General features: G+C 50.1%; 13 protein-coding genes. 6 read left to right on the forward strand and 7 right to left on the reverse strand.

The window, feature by feature from the left end; translation table 11 throughout:
- Positions 1–388: 388 nt before the first annotated feature.
- Complete coding sequence (locus B9D94_RS23005; RefSeq protein ID WP_148248062.1) at positions 389–1,486, reverse strand: CapA family protein; 1,098 nt, start codon at positions 1,484–1,486, stop codon at positions 389–391.
- Between the two features lie 366 nt (positions 1,487–1,852).
- Between B9D94_RS23005 and B9D94_RS23010 the strand changes: the two genes are divergently transcribed.
- The 4 genes from B9D94_RS23010 to B9D94_RS23025 all read left to right on the forward strand — a co-directional run bounded on the left by B9D94_RS23010 (position 1,853) and on the right by B9D94_RS23025 (position 4,324).
- On the forward strand, positions 1,853–2,335 hold the full coding sequence (locus tag B9D94_RS23010) for a chromate efflux transcriptional regulator ChrS (RefSeq protein ID WP_006208546.1): 483 nt from the start codon (positions 1,853–1,855) through the stop codon (positions 2,333–2,335).
- Between the two features lie 54 nt (positions 2,336–2,389).
- On the forward strand, positions 2,390–2,959 hold the full coding sequence (locus tag B9D94_RS23015) for a chromate efflux transporter ChrB (RefSeq protein WP_148248845.1): 570 nt from the start codon (positions 2,390–2,392) through the stop codon (positions 2,957–2,959).
- Positions 2,959–3,501: a chromate efflux transporter ChrA gene (locus tag B9D94_RS23020; RefSeq protein ID WP_063478762.1), complete on the forward strand. Its 543-nt coding sequence runs from the start codon at positions 2,959–2,961 to the stop codon at positions 3,499–3,501. Before B9D94_RS23015 ends, B9D94_RS23020 begins: the two co-directional genes overlap by 1 nt.
- Before the next feature lie 208 nt (positions 3,502–3,709).
- On the forward strand, positions 3,710–4,324 hold the full coding sequence (locus B9D94_RS23025) for a hypothetical protein (RefSeq protein ID WP_036641235.1): 615 nt from the start codon (positions 3,710–3,712) through the stop codon (positions 4,322–4,324).
- A gap of 460 nt (positions 4,325–4,784) precedes the next feature.
- Here B9D94_RS23025 and B9D94_RS23030 read toward each other — a convergent pair whose 3' ends face one another.
- The 6 genes from B9D94_RS23030 to B9D94_RS23055 form a co-directional block, all read right to left on the reverse strand.
- Entirely contained in the window at positions 4,785–5,144 is a 360-nt protein-coding gene (locus B9D94_RS23030) for a Rieske (2Fe-2S) protein (protein WP_006208542.1), read from the reverse strand.
- Positions 5,145–5,467: 323 nt separating this feature from the next.
- A complete protein-coding gene (locus B9D94_RS23035) occupies positions 5,468–6,523 on the reverse strand; it encodes an amidohydrolase family protein (protein ID WP_076152186.1) in 1,056 nt (351 codons plus the stop codon).
- Between the two features lie 27 nt (positions 6,524–6,550).
- On the reverse strand, positions 6,551–8,101 hold the full coding sequence (locus tag B9D94_RS23040) for an ABC transporter substrate-binding protein (RefSeq protein WP_148248063.1): 1,551 nt from the start codon (positions 8,099–8,101) through the stop codon (positions 6,551–6,553).
- 58 nt (positions 8,102–8,159) lie between these two features.
- Positions 8,160–9,020 (reverse strand): carbohydrate ABC transporter permease, encoded by an 861-nt coding sequence (locus B9D94_RS23045; protein ID WP_006208540.1) that lies wholly within the window; start codon positions 9,018–9,020, stop codon positions 8,160–8,162.
- 12 nt (positions 9,021–9,032) lie between these two features.
- The gene (locus B9D94_RS23050) at positions 9,033–9,953 is read right to left on the reverse strand and encodes an ABC transporter permease (protein ID WP_006208539.1); all 921 of its coding nucleotides are present in this window, start codon (positions 9,951–9,953) and stop codon (positions 9,033–9,035) included.
- 191 nt (positions 9,954–10,144) lie between these two features.
- Positions 10,145–12,454 (reverse strand): helix-turn-helix domain-containing protein, encoded by a 2,310-nt coding sequence (locus B9D94_RS23055; RefSeq protein ID WP_148248064.1) that lies wholly within the window; start codon positions 12,452–12,454, stop codon positions 10,145–10,147.
- Between the two features lie 310 nt (positions 12,455–12,764).
- Here B9D94_RS23055 and B9D94_RS23060 point away from each other — a divergent pair, with 310 nt between their 5' ends.
- Together B9D94_RS23060 and B9D94_RS23065 are read left to right on the forward strand one after the other, a co-directional pair.
- Positions 12,765–13,949, forward strand: a complete 1,185-nt coding sequence (locus tag B9D94_RS23060; RefSeq protein ID WP_148248065.1) for a glycerate kinase family protein — start codon at positions 12,765–12,767, stop codon at positions 13,947–13,949.
- Complete coding sequence (locus B9D94_RS23065) at positions 13,946–15,400, forward strand: SLC13 family permease (protein ID WP_051449231.1); 1,455 nt, start codon at positions 13,946–13,948, stop codon at positions 15,398–15,400. The genes B9D94_RS23060 and B9D94_RS23065 overlap by 4 nt, the downstream gene beginning before the upstream one ends.
- The last annotated feature ends 52 nt before the right edge of the window (positions 15,401–15,452 follow it).

The following is a 15,452-nucleotide window of genomic DNA, read 5'->3' on the forward strand; positions in this document are numbered from 1 at the left end:
CGCTGGCTTGTTAATTCCACCTCCATTCTGTATTAAGACGAAGTTAACTCTGCCGCAGGGGGCTTTACATTCAGTCATTAGCTGGAAGGGCTGCAAAAAAGTATGCTGCCAATCCGTATCCACCGCCTCCTGTGCCCAAAACAACTTGTCTTTTCTCCCTTCATCATATTGAAATTTTATTTCAAATTACAATACATTAAGTAAAACTTTATTTTATTTTTTGGAGCAGGAATTTCCGGTCGGGTGGCGTAAAAGCAGTTTTTGTCGAATACGAGGAATGAAAAAAAGCCTTGTCGCCAGTTTCCGACATTTTTTCGCGGAGGCTTTTTTGAGTGCGCATAAAAAAACAACCGCAGCTAATAGCCGCAGTTGTTTTTGAGAATCCCTATTATTTTTTGCTGACGTTGCCGTTGGCATCAATCTTCGCGTTGTAGGACAATTTATTCAGCTTCGCAATGATGTTCTTATTGTAGGTCTTGTCCATCAGGTTCGGTTGACCATTGATAATCTTCACTGGCGTGATCCGGCTCGTGATCTTGGAGCCCTGAATCTCGAAATGCACCATCATCGACAGCAGTGTCTTATCCCCGCCCCGGGTCGAGCGGTTAAACACAAAGTTTCCGAGCGAATAATAAATCGGTTTGTTCTTGTAATACTCTATGCCCATCAATGTGTGGCTGTGCGATCCAACGATGATGTCAGCACCCGCGTCGATCATCTGCTTCGCCATCGTGCGAGCGTATTCTTCCGGATAGTCGGCAAACTCCTGATTCCAGTGGATATACACAATCGTAAAATCGTTGTTTTTCGCGGACTTCTTGATGTGCGTCAGCATCGGCTCCATTGTGTAGGCGGAAGCGGCACCCGGGTGGTTCTTGCCTGCGATCCAAGAATTGCCCGAGAGTACCCGGCTCACCCCGAGCACCGCGACTTTTTTCCCGTCAATGTTCTGCACGTAAGGCTTGAAGGCCTCATCCAGATTGTGCCCGGCTCCCGTGTAGCCGATCTTCTGGCGTTTCAGATGTGTGATGGTATCAAGCATTGCCTGCTGTCCATAGTCGAGAATGTGGTTGTTGGCGAGTGTTACGCCGTCGATACCCGCATAGGCCAGGCCTTGGAGTGTTTCCGGCTTCGAACGGAAGGCAAAGGTTTTATCCGCGGCCTTGCCCCGAATGGAGACCGGTGTCTCCAGATTGGCGAATGCCATGTCAGCCTTTTTCAATATGGGAGCCACCTTCTTGAACGGATATAAATTACCGAACCGCTCAATCTGGTTACCTACATAACCGTCTAATAGAATGTCACCTGCAAACACAAGACTGATCGGTTTGTCCTTTGATTTATTCGCTTGCGTGGTATTCCCCGATATATTCTTGGCTTCCTGTGCCTTGCTCTGACTCTCCTTCCCGTTTGCATCCGCTGCTGAAACCATGCTGACCGGGAGAATCATAACGAGAACCAGAATGAGGCAAAATAATCTTTTCATACCGTGCCGCCTTTCAATAAAAGATTCTAAGAAGCTAGCAATTCACCTTCATTATCCTATCATATATTGATATAAAAGGGTAATTTTATAAAACCAACCATTTAATAGAATGTAATTGACTCCTGAATGCAGATTCATATTTTTAGTAATACTACCCAATGAATGAAAATCTATCATTTTCTATTCATAGACTTAGACTTGAAAAGCACGCAAAAAGTTTCAAACTTTGCAAATCATATTGAAAACATCATGAATACCTTATATATTTAGACTTATCGTAATGGATTGGAATGATTTGATTACGTTTTGTAATAAAATACTGAGGAATCCCTTACATATAAGTAAAGGTCAAAGGAGCTGCATTCGATGGATATTCATTCTAACGGGGAGAATTCACCTCCCGTGATTGACGATACAGACCGCAGGATCATGGCGATTCTTGGCAAGAACGGTCGAATCTCGTACACAGATCTGGCCAAGGAAATCGGATTATCCCGTGTCGCCGTTCAGGCCAGGGTCAGTGCCCTGATGGACGACGGCATTATTGAACGGTTCGCGGCGGTCATTAATCCGGAAAAGGTGGGGATTTCGGTGTCTGCTTTTTTCAACGTGGAGGTCGAGCCCAAATATCTGCAGCAAGTGGCGGACACGCTGGAGAACGAGCCGTATGTAACGAGCCTGTATCATATGACTGGGCCCAGCAAACTGCATATGCACGGACTGTTTACCAATCATAAGGAAATGGAAATGTTTTTAAATGAGAAACTCTACCCGCTTCCCGGCATTACGAGTGTAGACACCCAAATCTTGATCAAGCGGTATAAAAGCCGCATGGGCATCAGGCTCTAACTCCCACAACAGAAAGGACTCATACCTTTGAGCAGTAAACATAGCAACCCCTACATGGAATTAACGTTCGGCATGGTCCGAACCGGAATACTCGGCTACGGCGGTGGTCCTTCCGTTATTCCGCTGATACGGCACGAAGCCGTTGTACGCTATCACTGGCTGAGCGACGATGAATTCGGGGAGGTGCTCGCGCTCGCCAACGCGCTTCCGGGCCCGATCGCCACGAAGATGGCAGCCTATCTCGGCTACCGGGAAAAAGGAGCCCTCGGCGCGGTTGTCGCCGTTCTTGCGCACATCCTCCCAACCTGTATCGCGATGATTGCCCTGCTGTCTGCCGTCACCTTCCTCAGCAGCTCCACAGTGGTCGCCGGCATGATTGCAGGCGTGACGCCGGTCATTGCCGTCATGCTGGGAACGATGGCTTACGAGTTTGGCGAGAAGGCCGTGAAGGGCCTCGGCATTTATGCCGGAATCGGATTTTTTGCCGTATCGTTTCTCCTGCTGGAGAGTTTCCAGATTCATCCGGCCATTGTGATTATATTGTTCCTCGCTTATGGCACGGTGCATTTCAAAACCGTATCCAAATTGAAAAAACAAAGACGGGACAAGGAGGGATCCGCTTAATGGAAGAATGGCTGCAGCTGCTGATCAGTTTTTTCATTGCTAACGTGCTCGGTTATGGCGGCGGTCCCGCTTCCATCCCGCTCATGTACAAGGAGATCGTCACCAACCACGGCTGGCTGACCGATCCGGAGTTCTCCAACATGCTTGCGCTTGGCAATGCACTCCCCGGTCCGATCGCCACCAAAATCGCCGCTTTTGTCGGGTATGACGTATACGGCTGGATGGGCATGTCCCTTGCCCTCGCGGCTACGGTTATTCCTTCCGCCGTCGCCCTCATTTGGCTGCTGAATCTGCTGCAAAAATACCGCACGTCACCGGTCGTCAAAGGCATGACCCTCCTGGTCCAGCCAGTCATCGCCATCATGATGCTAACCCTGACCTGGCAGATGGGCAAAAGCTCCGTCATCTCCATCGGCCTCCTGCAGTCGCTCGGCATCGCCGCCGTCGCCTTCTGGGCCATGAACATCCGCAAAATCCACCCGGCCTTGGTGATCCTGGCCGCGTTTGCCTACGGGGGGTTAGTGTTGTCGCGGGTGGTGTGAGGGGCTTGATTCATTGCAAACCATATACTGCAAACAAATATACTTCATAGAACGCAACCAATATAATTCTTAGGGTGCTTAGCAAAAAAGACTACGATATAACGTAGTCTTTAATGCAAGCCAGCAGCTTTTTCGAAGGAATAAATTGGGTTAACCGGGAAAAACTATCCTAAACAAATAGTGCTGGAGTGATGAGTGATTGTATAACATGAAGAAAGTAATGTCGGCACTATTATGTGCCATATTTTTGTTTGGATTACCGCACGGGGCATCGGCAGATGATCATGGAACTGCTGCCATGCAGGCGGCTGTAACTGAACAGCCAGTCGAACGCCAGGCATTGCAAACTCAAGCTTTGCAACAGCTCAGCAAGGACACGGATTTTGTAGTTTATGCTCCACAACTGCCGCACACCGATTGGAAACTGGAGATTCCAGTTCCTTATCCGCACCTTCCCGGGAACAAAATAATCACTTTCACCCGGTTTAGCTACTTTGACATGTCCGGAGACATTTATTTAATGGGAGTTGAACAGCATAAAGCCCGCGGTTACAAGACTACTCGGTCCATTACAAGCATCGATATTAAAAACAAGACCACTAAAACCAAACAGGTAGAATATGAATTTAAATTCGATCTGAGTGGCGAACCGGTTACATGGAACGATATCGAAGGGAGATTTAAGTCGTGGGCATCCAGTCAACAGAATGGCGGCTTTCTGACATGGATTCAAGGCGATACTTACATTGAAATGAGTAGCGTTGTGTTTACTAGGGAGCAAATGATTGAAGTAGCAAAATCAATGAAACCAGTTCAACAATAGGTCAGTCGTACTTTAAAAATGCACTTCCACAGAGTTATTGCTGTTTTTAAAGTTCCTAGTTCCCAGACCACGACGTGGTCCGCAGCTATTTAAAAGAGCGAGTTGAAGGTAAATAACCCTCGACACTCGCTCTTTTCGTTTTTGTTGAGCTAATCCACTTATGGTGATTATGGAAGTTGCCTCCCGTACCGGACACAGGATACCTTATTTCTCGAAAAACAGTACTTTTGAGAGGGTGAACGGACCCATAGGACCTTATTTACTGTCTTACTTAGTATTTGTACCCGTAATCCGTGCATTAGCGGATCTGGTGTCCGGAACATTGTAAAAAAACGACTTATAATACGAAATAACGGATCTACAGTCCGATGCAAGCCGGCGGGTGACTTGAGTGACCTATTTCTCCCACCATATACTCCACCTGTTCCTCCATTACTTCCATCAATCCGTTACCCACCAACTACTTCCTCCCCATCACCACACCAACCTTACCCTCATGAACCTCCACCTTGTATTTCTTCACCCGAATGCGGTCGCTGAACAGCGACTTGCCTGTCTGCAGGTCGAACTCCCAGCCGTGCCAGGGGCAGCGGACAATTTCGCCTGCCCGACCGTATTCGTAGTCGTACACCTCCGAGGGAAGCGTCGTCCCGGAGACGAGCCCCGCACAGATCGGCGCCCCTTGATGCGGGCAGTAATTGAGAATCGCGTGGTATTCGCCATTGATCCGGTAAATGCCGATTTCGCGTCCTTCAATATTTACGACCGCATGCCCATCATCCGGAATATCCCCCTCCGCCAGCACATAATGTATTCCCATTCATGCACCTCCTTGCCATTAACCGCTATTCATTGAATTTCTTGCTCAATTAGTTTGATATCTCATCACAATAATTGGCTCTAATGCTCAATTAGTAGGATATCTCATCGCAATCATTGGATCTCGTCGCTATTCGTCGGGTAAGTTCGTTATTCTCCTCGTGCGCTAGTTGAATGAGTCTGTCTTCCACCTCATGCACAATTAGTTGAATGAGTCCGTCCTCTACCTCGTACATAGTTACCTGGATGCGTAGTGTCCTCCACCTCATGCTCTATTGGTTGGATGCCGTAGTCTTCAACCTCGTGCCTTCTTCATCCATCCCCTCAATCCAGCCGGTACAGCTGCTTCGCATTCTCGCAAAAGATCTTCCGCCGCGCCTCGGGCTTCAGGCCCCGCAAAATATGCCCCGGCGAGTCGAAGTCCCAGTGCGGGTAATCGCTGGAATACAGCAGCATATTCTCGGCATCGATCATATTGAAGAGATCGATGAGATGCTGCGGATTGTCCGGCTCCTCAATCGGCTGCGTGGATAAGAAGCAGTGATCCCGGATGTACTCGCTTGGCATTCTCGTAAGCCAGGGCACAGTTGCGCGCAGCGCTTTATAATTTTTATCCAGCCGCCACATCAGGCCCGGCAGCCAGGCCACACCGCCTTCAACCAGAACCACCTTAAGGTTCGGGTACTTCACGAACACGCCCTCGCAGACCATGCTCACCAGATGGGCCATAAACATCTGGGAAAGGCAGGTGTGCCACTCAATGTAGCGTGCCGGGTAGCCGGCCGCGGTGGGAGCCGTCGAGCTCCCGCCGCCTTCCGCTCCCGGATGGAGCGCGACCGGAAGACCATGGCGCTCCGCCGCTTCGTAAATCGGATGATAGTGGCGCTGCCCGAGCGGCGAACGCGCCGCGCTGGAGATCATGACCTCTACGATATCCGGATGGCCGCCGATCCGGTCAATCTCGCGTGCCGCCAGCAGCGGATCCTGGGTGGCTACCGCCATCGCGCCCTTGAAGGCTTTATGCTTGCCGAGCCACTCGGCTATCAAATAATCGTTATAAGCCGAGCATATGGCCGCTGCGAAATCCGGGTCATGTGTCGACGAGATGTTGTAGACGACCCCCGTCAGTACAGCGTAATCCAGGTTGTAGCCTTCGATTAGCTGTTTAATCATATAGTCAGGGTCGGAGCCGGCTTTGCCTCCCCCCGGAGGGATCGAATCTTTTTTCATCACGCCGATCGGCGAATAGTAACCGGACCCGGCATAACCGATTCCGGATGCCGCTACCCGCGAACGCCAGGGCTCCTGCAAATACGGAAGCAGCGCCCGATCGTCCTGTTCGTTATGAACGTCGACATCGATAATTTGGTAGTCGTCCATTGCCTGATTCCTCCACTCTATCGCAGATTACTTGTCGCCGTATGTGCGTGTATACGCCGTGTTATACATAGCAAGGAGTTCGTCGGAACCAAGTTTCTTGGCCTGATCGATAAATTGCTGGTACGTCGTATCGTTAATTGGTGTTTTGCCGGTTACGAACTCCGTCACCTTCTGTTCCAGGAATTTGTTCAGATTGTTGAGTTTTGATTTTTCCAGTTCCAGCTCCTCTTCCGTCTTGACAATCTGCTTCGGTGCCGGGACGATATACTGCTCATACCTTGCGTTGATATCCTTGCTCTTCTCGCTCAAACCGCGCTCCCACACTTCACGGGATTTGGCGTTATTCAAGGTGATAAGGTCATACCATACGCCCCAATCCTTACGCAGGGCATTAAACGGAGATTCGCCGAACTCCTTGTTGTATACCGCCTTGCCGTTCTCCATCGTATATGATTTGCCTTCAATGCCTAAGGACAGGTAGTTCGTTCCCTCTTCGCTGACCAAATAATCAAGGAATTGAACCGCGCGCTCCTTATCCTTGACTTTCGCCGAAATGGCTCTGCCGACAGTACCTACGACAGGACGGGAGAACTGGTAGTTCTTGATCCCTTCAGCGGCAAAGGAAGGAATGGCATCCAGCTCATATTCGGCAGTACCGGCACCGCGCGCCTTCGCTACAAGCGACTCCAGATCCGCCTTCCAGAAAAACGTAACCAGCGATTTGCCGGTTAATATTCGCTCCTCCCACTGCGCTTGCGTCAGCAGCGAGAATTCCGGATCCAGCAATTTTTCCGCGTACAGCTTGTTCAGAAATACCAGCATATCCTGATAATTCTCATGGTATGGAGCGAACGCATATTGATCCGTTGTCGGATCGAGATTATAAAAGCCGCTGATGCCGGTAAATATGCGCCCGAATGTCGTATACAGTCCCGTATCCCCAACGATAGCGTTTGAGATGAGCGGATAGGAATCCGGAACCTTTTCCTTCAATATTTTCAGATACTGATAAAATTCATCCACCGTGGTGGGCGCCTGAATCCCGTACTGATCCATAATGTCCTTGCGGGCATACCAGATGAAGTTAAATCCCTTGCCTTCCGCATCCCCTTCCAGGACGGGTACCGTGTACAGCCCTCCATCCGTGCCCGTTGCCAGCGCTTTGGCTTCAGGATATTTCTCGTAAAATGCTTTGAGATTAGGTGCCCGATCCAAATAATCATTCAGGTTTAAGAATACCTTCTCCGGTCCATGCTCCCTGCCATCCTGGGTCGGTACCTGGATAAAATCCGTAGCGGTGTTCGTCGCAATCATGATCTGCCTTTTCTCCTCAAGTCCTTCCTGGCTTACGATTTGAAACTTCACTTTCACGCCCGTCTTGGCTTCAATCTCTTTGAAAATCTCCCAGTCATCCCGAACCTTCCCCTCCACCCGGTCGTATACCAGCCATGAGAAGGTAACCGGTTTGTCAGGACTTAACGTCCCCGAATCATCTTTGCCGCCACTGGTGCACCCCGTAACAAGCATCACACCAAGCAGCAGGATGGCAATCGCCGTTCTGAACCCCTTTCGCTGCATTTCCTAACCTCCTTTTATAATGACAACGTATAGAGATGGATTTTCATAAAATCCACAGCTACCCCTTAATGCCTCCAATCATCGTGCCCTGTACAAAATATTTCTGGATAAACGGATAGACGCACAGAATCGGCAGTGTGCCAATCATGATCATGGCGTATTTCAGCGTTTCCAGATGAGTCAGATCCCCTTCGCCCTGCACATTCGTACCGGCGATCAGGATATTGCGCATCATGATTTGCAGCGGGTACATATCCCGGTCATTCAGATAGATCAAAGCGCTGAAGAAGGAGTTCCATTGATTCACGGCCGTGAACAGACCGATCGTGACCATCACCGGTACGGATAACGGCAGTACGATCCGCACGAGAATCTGCAGGGACCCGCATCCGTCGATGGCAGCCGCGTCCTCCAGCTCCTCCGGCAAGGCCTCGAAGAATGTCCGCATAATAAACAGGTACCAGGTGCTGATCAGCGACGGAAGCACAATGGCCCATATCGTATCCAGCATCCCCAGCTTCTGAACGATCAGGAACGTCGGAATCATGCCCCCGCTGAACAGAAGCGTGAAGGCGGCCAGCAGCAAAATTACCCTTCGGCCGGGCAGCCACCGCTTCGCAAGCGGATATGCCATCGCGGAGGTAGCAATCAGCGTCAGTACCGTCTGCACGAAGGTGTAACGAATGGTATTCCAATAACTCACCCAGAGATCGGGGTTATAGACAAGCTGCTCGTACGCGACCAGCGTAATCTTCTTCGGCCAGAGCAGCACGGCTCCACTCGCAACCAGGGCATTATTGCTGATGGAAGCCGAGAATACGTACACCATGGGGTAGGCCATTACAATAATCAGCACAATCATGAACAATACGTTGAGTACATCAAACAGCTTCGAGGCTAAGCTTTCCTGCTTTTTCATCACGCACCTCCCTTACCACAGGCTGGTCTCCGAATATTTGCGTACCATCCGATTGGCCGCTACGACCAGAATGAAGCCAATCGCCGATTGGAACAGGCCCACCGCGGTTGCGAAGCTAAAATCGGCATCAAGAATGCCCCGCCGGTACACAAAGGTGTTAATGACATCCGCCGTTTCGTAATTCATCGTGTTGTAGAGCAGCAATATTTTCTCAAAACTCGCCTCCATGAAATTGCCGAGCGACAGCACGAACAAAATAATCATGACCGGCACCATGCCGATGAATGTAATATGCCGGGCCTGCTGCCACCGGTTCGCTCCATCCATCCTGGCCGCTTCGTACAGTGTCGGATCAATCCCCGCAATGGCAGCCAAATAGAGAATCGTGCCCCATCCCACCTTCTGCCATATCTCGGAGCCCACATAAACTGTCCGGAACCACTCCGGCATGCCCAGAAACATGATCGGCTCGATGCCAAACGTCTTGACGAGCAGATGGTTAACCACGCCAGTTGTCGGGGACAGGAAGGTGACCAGAATGCCCGCAATCACAACGGTGGACAGGAAATGCGGCATATAGCTGATGTTTTGCACAAACCGTTTGAACCATTTCCCCTTCAGCTCATGGAACAGAACCGCCAGTATAATCGGCGCCGGAAAGTGAAAGAGAAGATCGTACACATTCAGCATGATGGTATTGCGAATCAGCTTCCATGCATCGGGGGTAACATAGAAAAATTCAATCAAATGCTTGAATCCAACAAACTTGCTTCCCAATATTCCCCTGCCGATCGAATAGTCCTGGAAGGCGATGATGATGCCGTACATCGGCGCGTACTTGAATATCAAGTAATACAAAATGCCAGGCAGCATCAGCAAGTAGAGCGCTTTATGTTTTTTCAGAACATAGCCGATTCGTGTTAGCTGCGCCAATAATCCCCACCTCCGATTGAAAGCATTTACATTCGTGTGTTGTTGTCCCCACTATACGAGCCGTGTTTCTCCCGCGTCTAGCATGCATCTTTTCCTCGAGACACTCGTTTTGCAGCGCCCATGGCGCAAGGCTTCCCGCTTGGTTCCATGCAAAAAAAGAGACTTCAGAAAATAATGCAGTCTCTTCTCTCCTATTGGTGGGAGCTCCGATATTTGGCCGGTGTGATGCCTTCGTATCGGCGGAAAGCCCGAATGAATGAATTCCTGCCCCAATATCCCACCTTCTCGGCAATTTCGTCGATTTTCAAATCGGTTTCGAGCAAAAACTGCTTGGCCTTCATCAGCCGGTATTTGGCAATATACTCCACGTATTTCTCGCCGATTTCATCCTTGAAGGTACGACTGAAATGTCCGCTGGACATATTCATCAGCCCGGCAAAATACTCGATCGACAGCTCTTGATCATAATGCTCATGGATGTATTCCACGACCTCCATGAACTGTTGACTTCGACTGCTTGATACCGGCTTCCGGAACAAAAACCCGTGAATATCCTGAAAGCAGTGCGTCAGCTCGTCCCATGTCATGCACCGATTCAATCGTTCGAATAGACCGGCATAATAAGGGACGTTCAATTCGCTCCGCTCCGATTCTACCGCCCGGATCCAGGTATTCAGCACATCTGCCAGCAAATATTTCATCTGCACAGCTGTCGCGTCCTTGCGCTTTCCCTCCTCCAGCAGAGTATTCACGGATTGGAGCAGCTTATCGTACTCCCTGGTTTTATACTGATTGTGAATCCGCTGGACCTCCTGCACGGACAGAAAAGGGTCCCATTGCTGCGTCTCCCGACAAGGCTGGCTGCTGCAAATTTCAACGGCAGAGTGCAGTCCCCGATACTTCAGCATGGCCAAGGCATGCTCATAGGACTGGTGCAGCTCTTCCATGGTGTGAACGGTTCTGCCGATTCCGATCGTCGCTCTGTAATAAGTGCTGTACTCCAGGAATATGCGGCGAATCTGCTCCGCCATCCTTACCGGATGGTCCTCCAACTGCGGATCAAACTGAACGATGCAGGCCAGTAAATCCGGCCTTGTCTGGCAAATCCATACCATACCGGGTGCAAGTCGGTGAATCTTCTCCTTGAGTTCTGTCAGCAGAAAAGTCTTGGTCGATTCCGACGTGGACTCGTAAATCGACGGGTCCATGTGGAATGAGATGCACAGGACGGCTCTTGCCGCAGCTTCGCTATACGAGAATTCAATCTCCTTCGCATAATACTCAATGGATAACGCGTCACGATACTGACCCAACAGTATTTTCGTGAAGAACTGCTCCTGCACGATGGGAAGCATCCCGCTCACCATCTGAAACAGCTCTTTATTCTCCGTCATGATGAACTGGGAATAGCGTTTAATGACATCGAACTCATTCCCTTCGTGGCGGATGGCCTTCCCCGAGAAGTGATGCGATCTCAGCCCTTCCTTGATTTCCCGAATCGGCTGATATAAGCGGCGGCTTAAATAATACGAAATCAGAGCGCCGACAATCAGGAAAAAGACAAGGAACAACCAGCTGATAAAGCGGGTAATATGCACCGGCTTCATTAAGGTACCTAAATCGATCATGCTGATATAATGCCAGGACTCATCGAAGCTTGAGGTCATGAAAGACATCCCGAGCTTGTCCGATATCGTAAATTGCGGGGCTATGCCCTCTGTGTGTATTCGCTGCTGCAGTGCATCCTGATCCTGCCCGGTCAAGCCGGTTTGGGATAACACTCTTCCCGTATCATCCACAATGGCCGTGCCCGTGACCCAGCTCTCCGGAACATGAATCTGCTCCTGAAGCTTGTCTCGTTTCACTTCGACCAGGAGATATACTTCAGGAGCGGCGGTGTTGAACGGGTAGCTCATGGAAGCCGTTAGTGAGGCAGGGGAATCCAAGAAATCCATCATTTTCTTGCCGGATAATTCGGCTTCAAGCTGAGGACGACGGTTCAGGTCCGAGGGATAGCGGGAATGGAAGTAATACGCTTTATTCGTGTAGGTCTCGGCATCAATCATAAGGTCCTGGTGTACAAAATAATAATAAGCCTTATCGACCAAATCATCCGATTCCAGCTGCTGCAGCTGCTCCCGCAGCGAATGAAGCAGTTCCGGAAGCTGCTGACCATCCGGCGACGAAGACATCGGTGCAAGTAGCACGCTCCGCAATCTCGATGTGCTGAGGATATTGATCATGCTGGTCTTCAAGGACTGAAGCTCGGTATCCGTCTGCTCGGAGAATCGGCTCATCATGATGCTGTTGAAGCGCTCGGCATCCTTCTCAATAATTCGAACGACAAGCACCTGCGCGAGAACCGATGCCGCAATAACGGGAATGAGAATGAGGAGAAAATAGTTGGCGAACAACCTCCAATAAAGGGTCTGTCTTCTGGGAGGCGAAGAATAGGTGTCCCCAGGCCCAGCCGTTTGGACAGGCGGTGTCCTTCGTTTCATGATTGTCCCCCCCTTTGCATTTCTAAATCGCAAGTCCAGCGGGCTTGCAGTTACGTTTACTATATTTTGATGTAAGTTATAATATTCGCCGCAGGAATCTAGGGAGGGAGGCTAACAGTAGATGGATACGTTGGATTGATCGATAAAATCTGAGAATAAAAAATATCTTCATTATGCTAAGCAGGGGCAGACCGCTTTCCTCCCAATCCATCTTGGAATTATTTCACAGCAAATTCTAATTTGCCTCTAACCCTGCTCTCGTTTTTCTGTTCTACATTTAGAACATCAACAGACAACAGGAGGATATGATATGAAAATCGTTATGATTCCGTCAGGGTTTAAGGAATGCCTGGATGCGGAAGAAGTCGGTGAAGCGATGCGAATGGGCGTTCATCGTCTGAATTTGGATGCCAGCATCACCGTCATTCCGATGATTGATGGCGGCGAGGGCTTTGCCAAGAGCATCGTAAATATAAAGCATGGACGTCTGTATCACAAGGAAGTTACGGGTCCCGTTGGTCAACCCATTACGAGTTATTTCGGTATTTACACGGAAAACAACAAGAAAACAGCGGTCATCGAGATGGCAGCAGTCGCTGGCTTAAAGCTAGTTCCAAGGGAGCAGCGGAACCCACTGTGGACAACGACATATGGTGTAGGAGAGCTGATCCTGGGGGCACTCGACTTTGGAGTGGATCATATTCTGATTGGATGCGGCGATTCCGGCACTTCCGACGGCGGTGCAGGGATGGCGCAGGCGCTAGGAGCTGTTTTTACAGACGAAGCCGGGCAGCCGGTCTATATTCGAGGCGGCGGCGATTTGGCTAAAGTACGATCCATCGATCTGGCTGACTTGGACCCCAGACTCACGGATGTACACATTGACGTAGCCTGTAATTGGCACAATGTGCTGTGTGGACGGGACGGCGTTGCCCATGTTTTTGGTCCGCAGAAGGGAGCCACTGCTGAAGAAGTGGAGCACTTGGCAAGTGCATTCCAGCACTATGCCCATCTGATACACAACCAGCTTGGCGTGGATATCGCCTTGGCTCCCGGAAGCGGAGCATCCGGAGGTTTAGGCGCGGGCTTGGTTGCTTTTGCCAACGCGAAACTTCATCCCCGTTACGAGGTGATTATGCAATACATAAATATCGAGCAGCATATCCTGGAAGCCGATGTGGTGTTAACGGCCGAGGGCTGCCTGGATTACCAGACCCCCAACGGAAAAATTCCTTCGGAGGTTGCGCGAATAGCCAAATCCAAAGGAATCCCCGTGATTGCCATTACAGGAACCATTGGAGAAAATGCTGCCATTAATTATGAGAATGGAATCGACGCCTATGCGAGCATTATTCAGACGCCGGCCTCACTGGATCAAGCGATCTTAAACGCAACGCCGTGGATCGCAGACAGCACCGAAGCTGCTCTCCGGCATGTGCGTATCGGGTATCAGATCGCCCACCGTACGCTCAACGAAGGATATCGGCCATTATGAAGCCTGAATACATGCCATCCGCAGACCAGCCGCTGAACAAGGCTGGCCCCGGAGCGCCGTCTATCCGGCCTGCAAAAGGGTTATGGATGCTATCCGGTTTTGCAGGCTGCAGCATTTGGATCGCTTCGGTTGAACATTTATCGTACTCCGGTAAAACTGCCTTCATTTTTTTTATCATCGCCATGGCTTTATGGATTTTCACCAAGATGCCGGCGGGATGGATTGCGCTGGGGGCTCTTGTCTGCATCGTTGCCTTGAAGGGCGCCCCTCCTTCATTGCTTTACGAATCCATTGCCGAAGAAATCGTCTGGCTGATGATCGGTTCGTTTATCATCGGCGAAAGCGTCAAGACCAGCGGTCTGGCCGCTCGCTTCACTCGCTTTATGCTGCTGCGCGCACGCAAGCCCGAACATTTTTTATGGTGGCTCGCGTTCGTGATTCAGCCTTTGACTTTCTTTATACCGTCTACCTCCGGACGAGCCGCCCTGACACTTCCCATTGTGAGAGAGCTGCACGCTTTATTGAAGAATGATCAGCAGAAAAAATCGGTTGCCATGCTTCTTCCCGTGATGATATTGCTCGCTTCGTCTGCAACGGTCATCGGGGCCGGTTCTCACATCATTGGGATCGGGCTGTTAAACGGGGCAACAGGGGCAGACATCTCCTATGTAACATGGGTGATATGGGGAGCGCCTTTTGCGCTTGTCATGTGCGGGTTGGCTCTATTATGCGTAAAAATAATGTTTTGGAAGGATGAACCGCAAAGCAATATCATCCCTTCCGGACATCAGTATTCAGAGAAGCTTCCCCTGTCTGGCAGTGAGAAGAAAACCCTCGGCTTGATTGCCGGGATGGTTGTCCTGTGGATGACCGAAGGATGGCATGGTTATGACATTGCGTTCATTACGATGGCTGGTGCCATGCTGCTCATGCTGCCTTCCATCGGGATTATGGAATGGAAGCAGGGAATGAAGAGCGTTTCCTGGAATTTGATCATGTTTGTGGCGGCTGCCACCGCCCTGGGAAAAGCCCTTGTTGAGAATGGCGTGGTGGATTGGCTCCAGCAGATTGTGTTCAGCAAGCTTCGTGTTCTGGAGACAGCCCCTCCCTTCATAACGCTGCTGATCATCATTCTTGTATCCGTTACTTCGCACTTGTACATCACATCCCATACCACAAGGGCCGTGGTGATGATCCCGGCATTTATCGTGCTGGGCCAGACGCTTCAGCTTAATGCTTCCGCCGTCGTTTTCTTGACGCTGGTGGGCATGAATTACTGCATCACATTTCCGGTAAGCTCAAAAGCGTTGCTCTTGTATTACGAGGATGAGTCTGTCTCTTATCCCGCCAAGGACCTGGTCAAGCTCAGCATGGTATGTATGCCTCTATATGTGGGTGTCATGCTGTTGTTTTACTACACATATTGGCAGTGGACGGGGTTAAGGTTGTGAGGGGTTATGTTTAATAAAGCCTCGAGTTTGGCAGAACAAAGAACGATGCTCC

Source organism: Paenibacillus sp. Cedars, from assembly GCF_003184205.1.
Taxonomy (GTDB): domain Bacteria; phylum Bacillota; class Bacilli; order Paenibacillales; family Paenibacillaceae; genus Paenibacillus_AQ; species Paenibacillus_AQ glucanolyticus.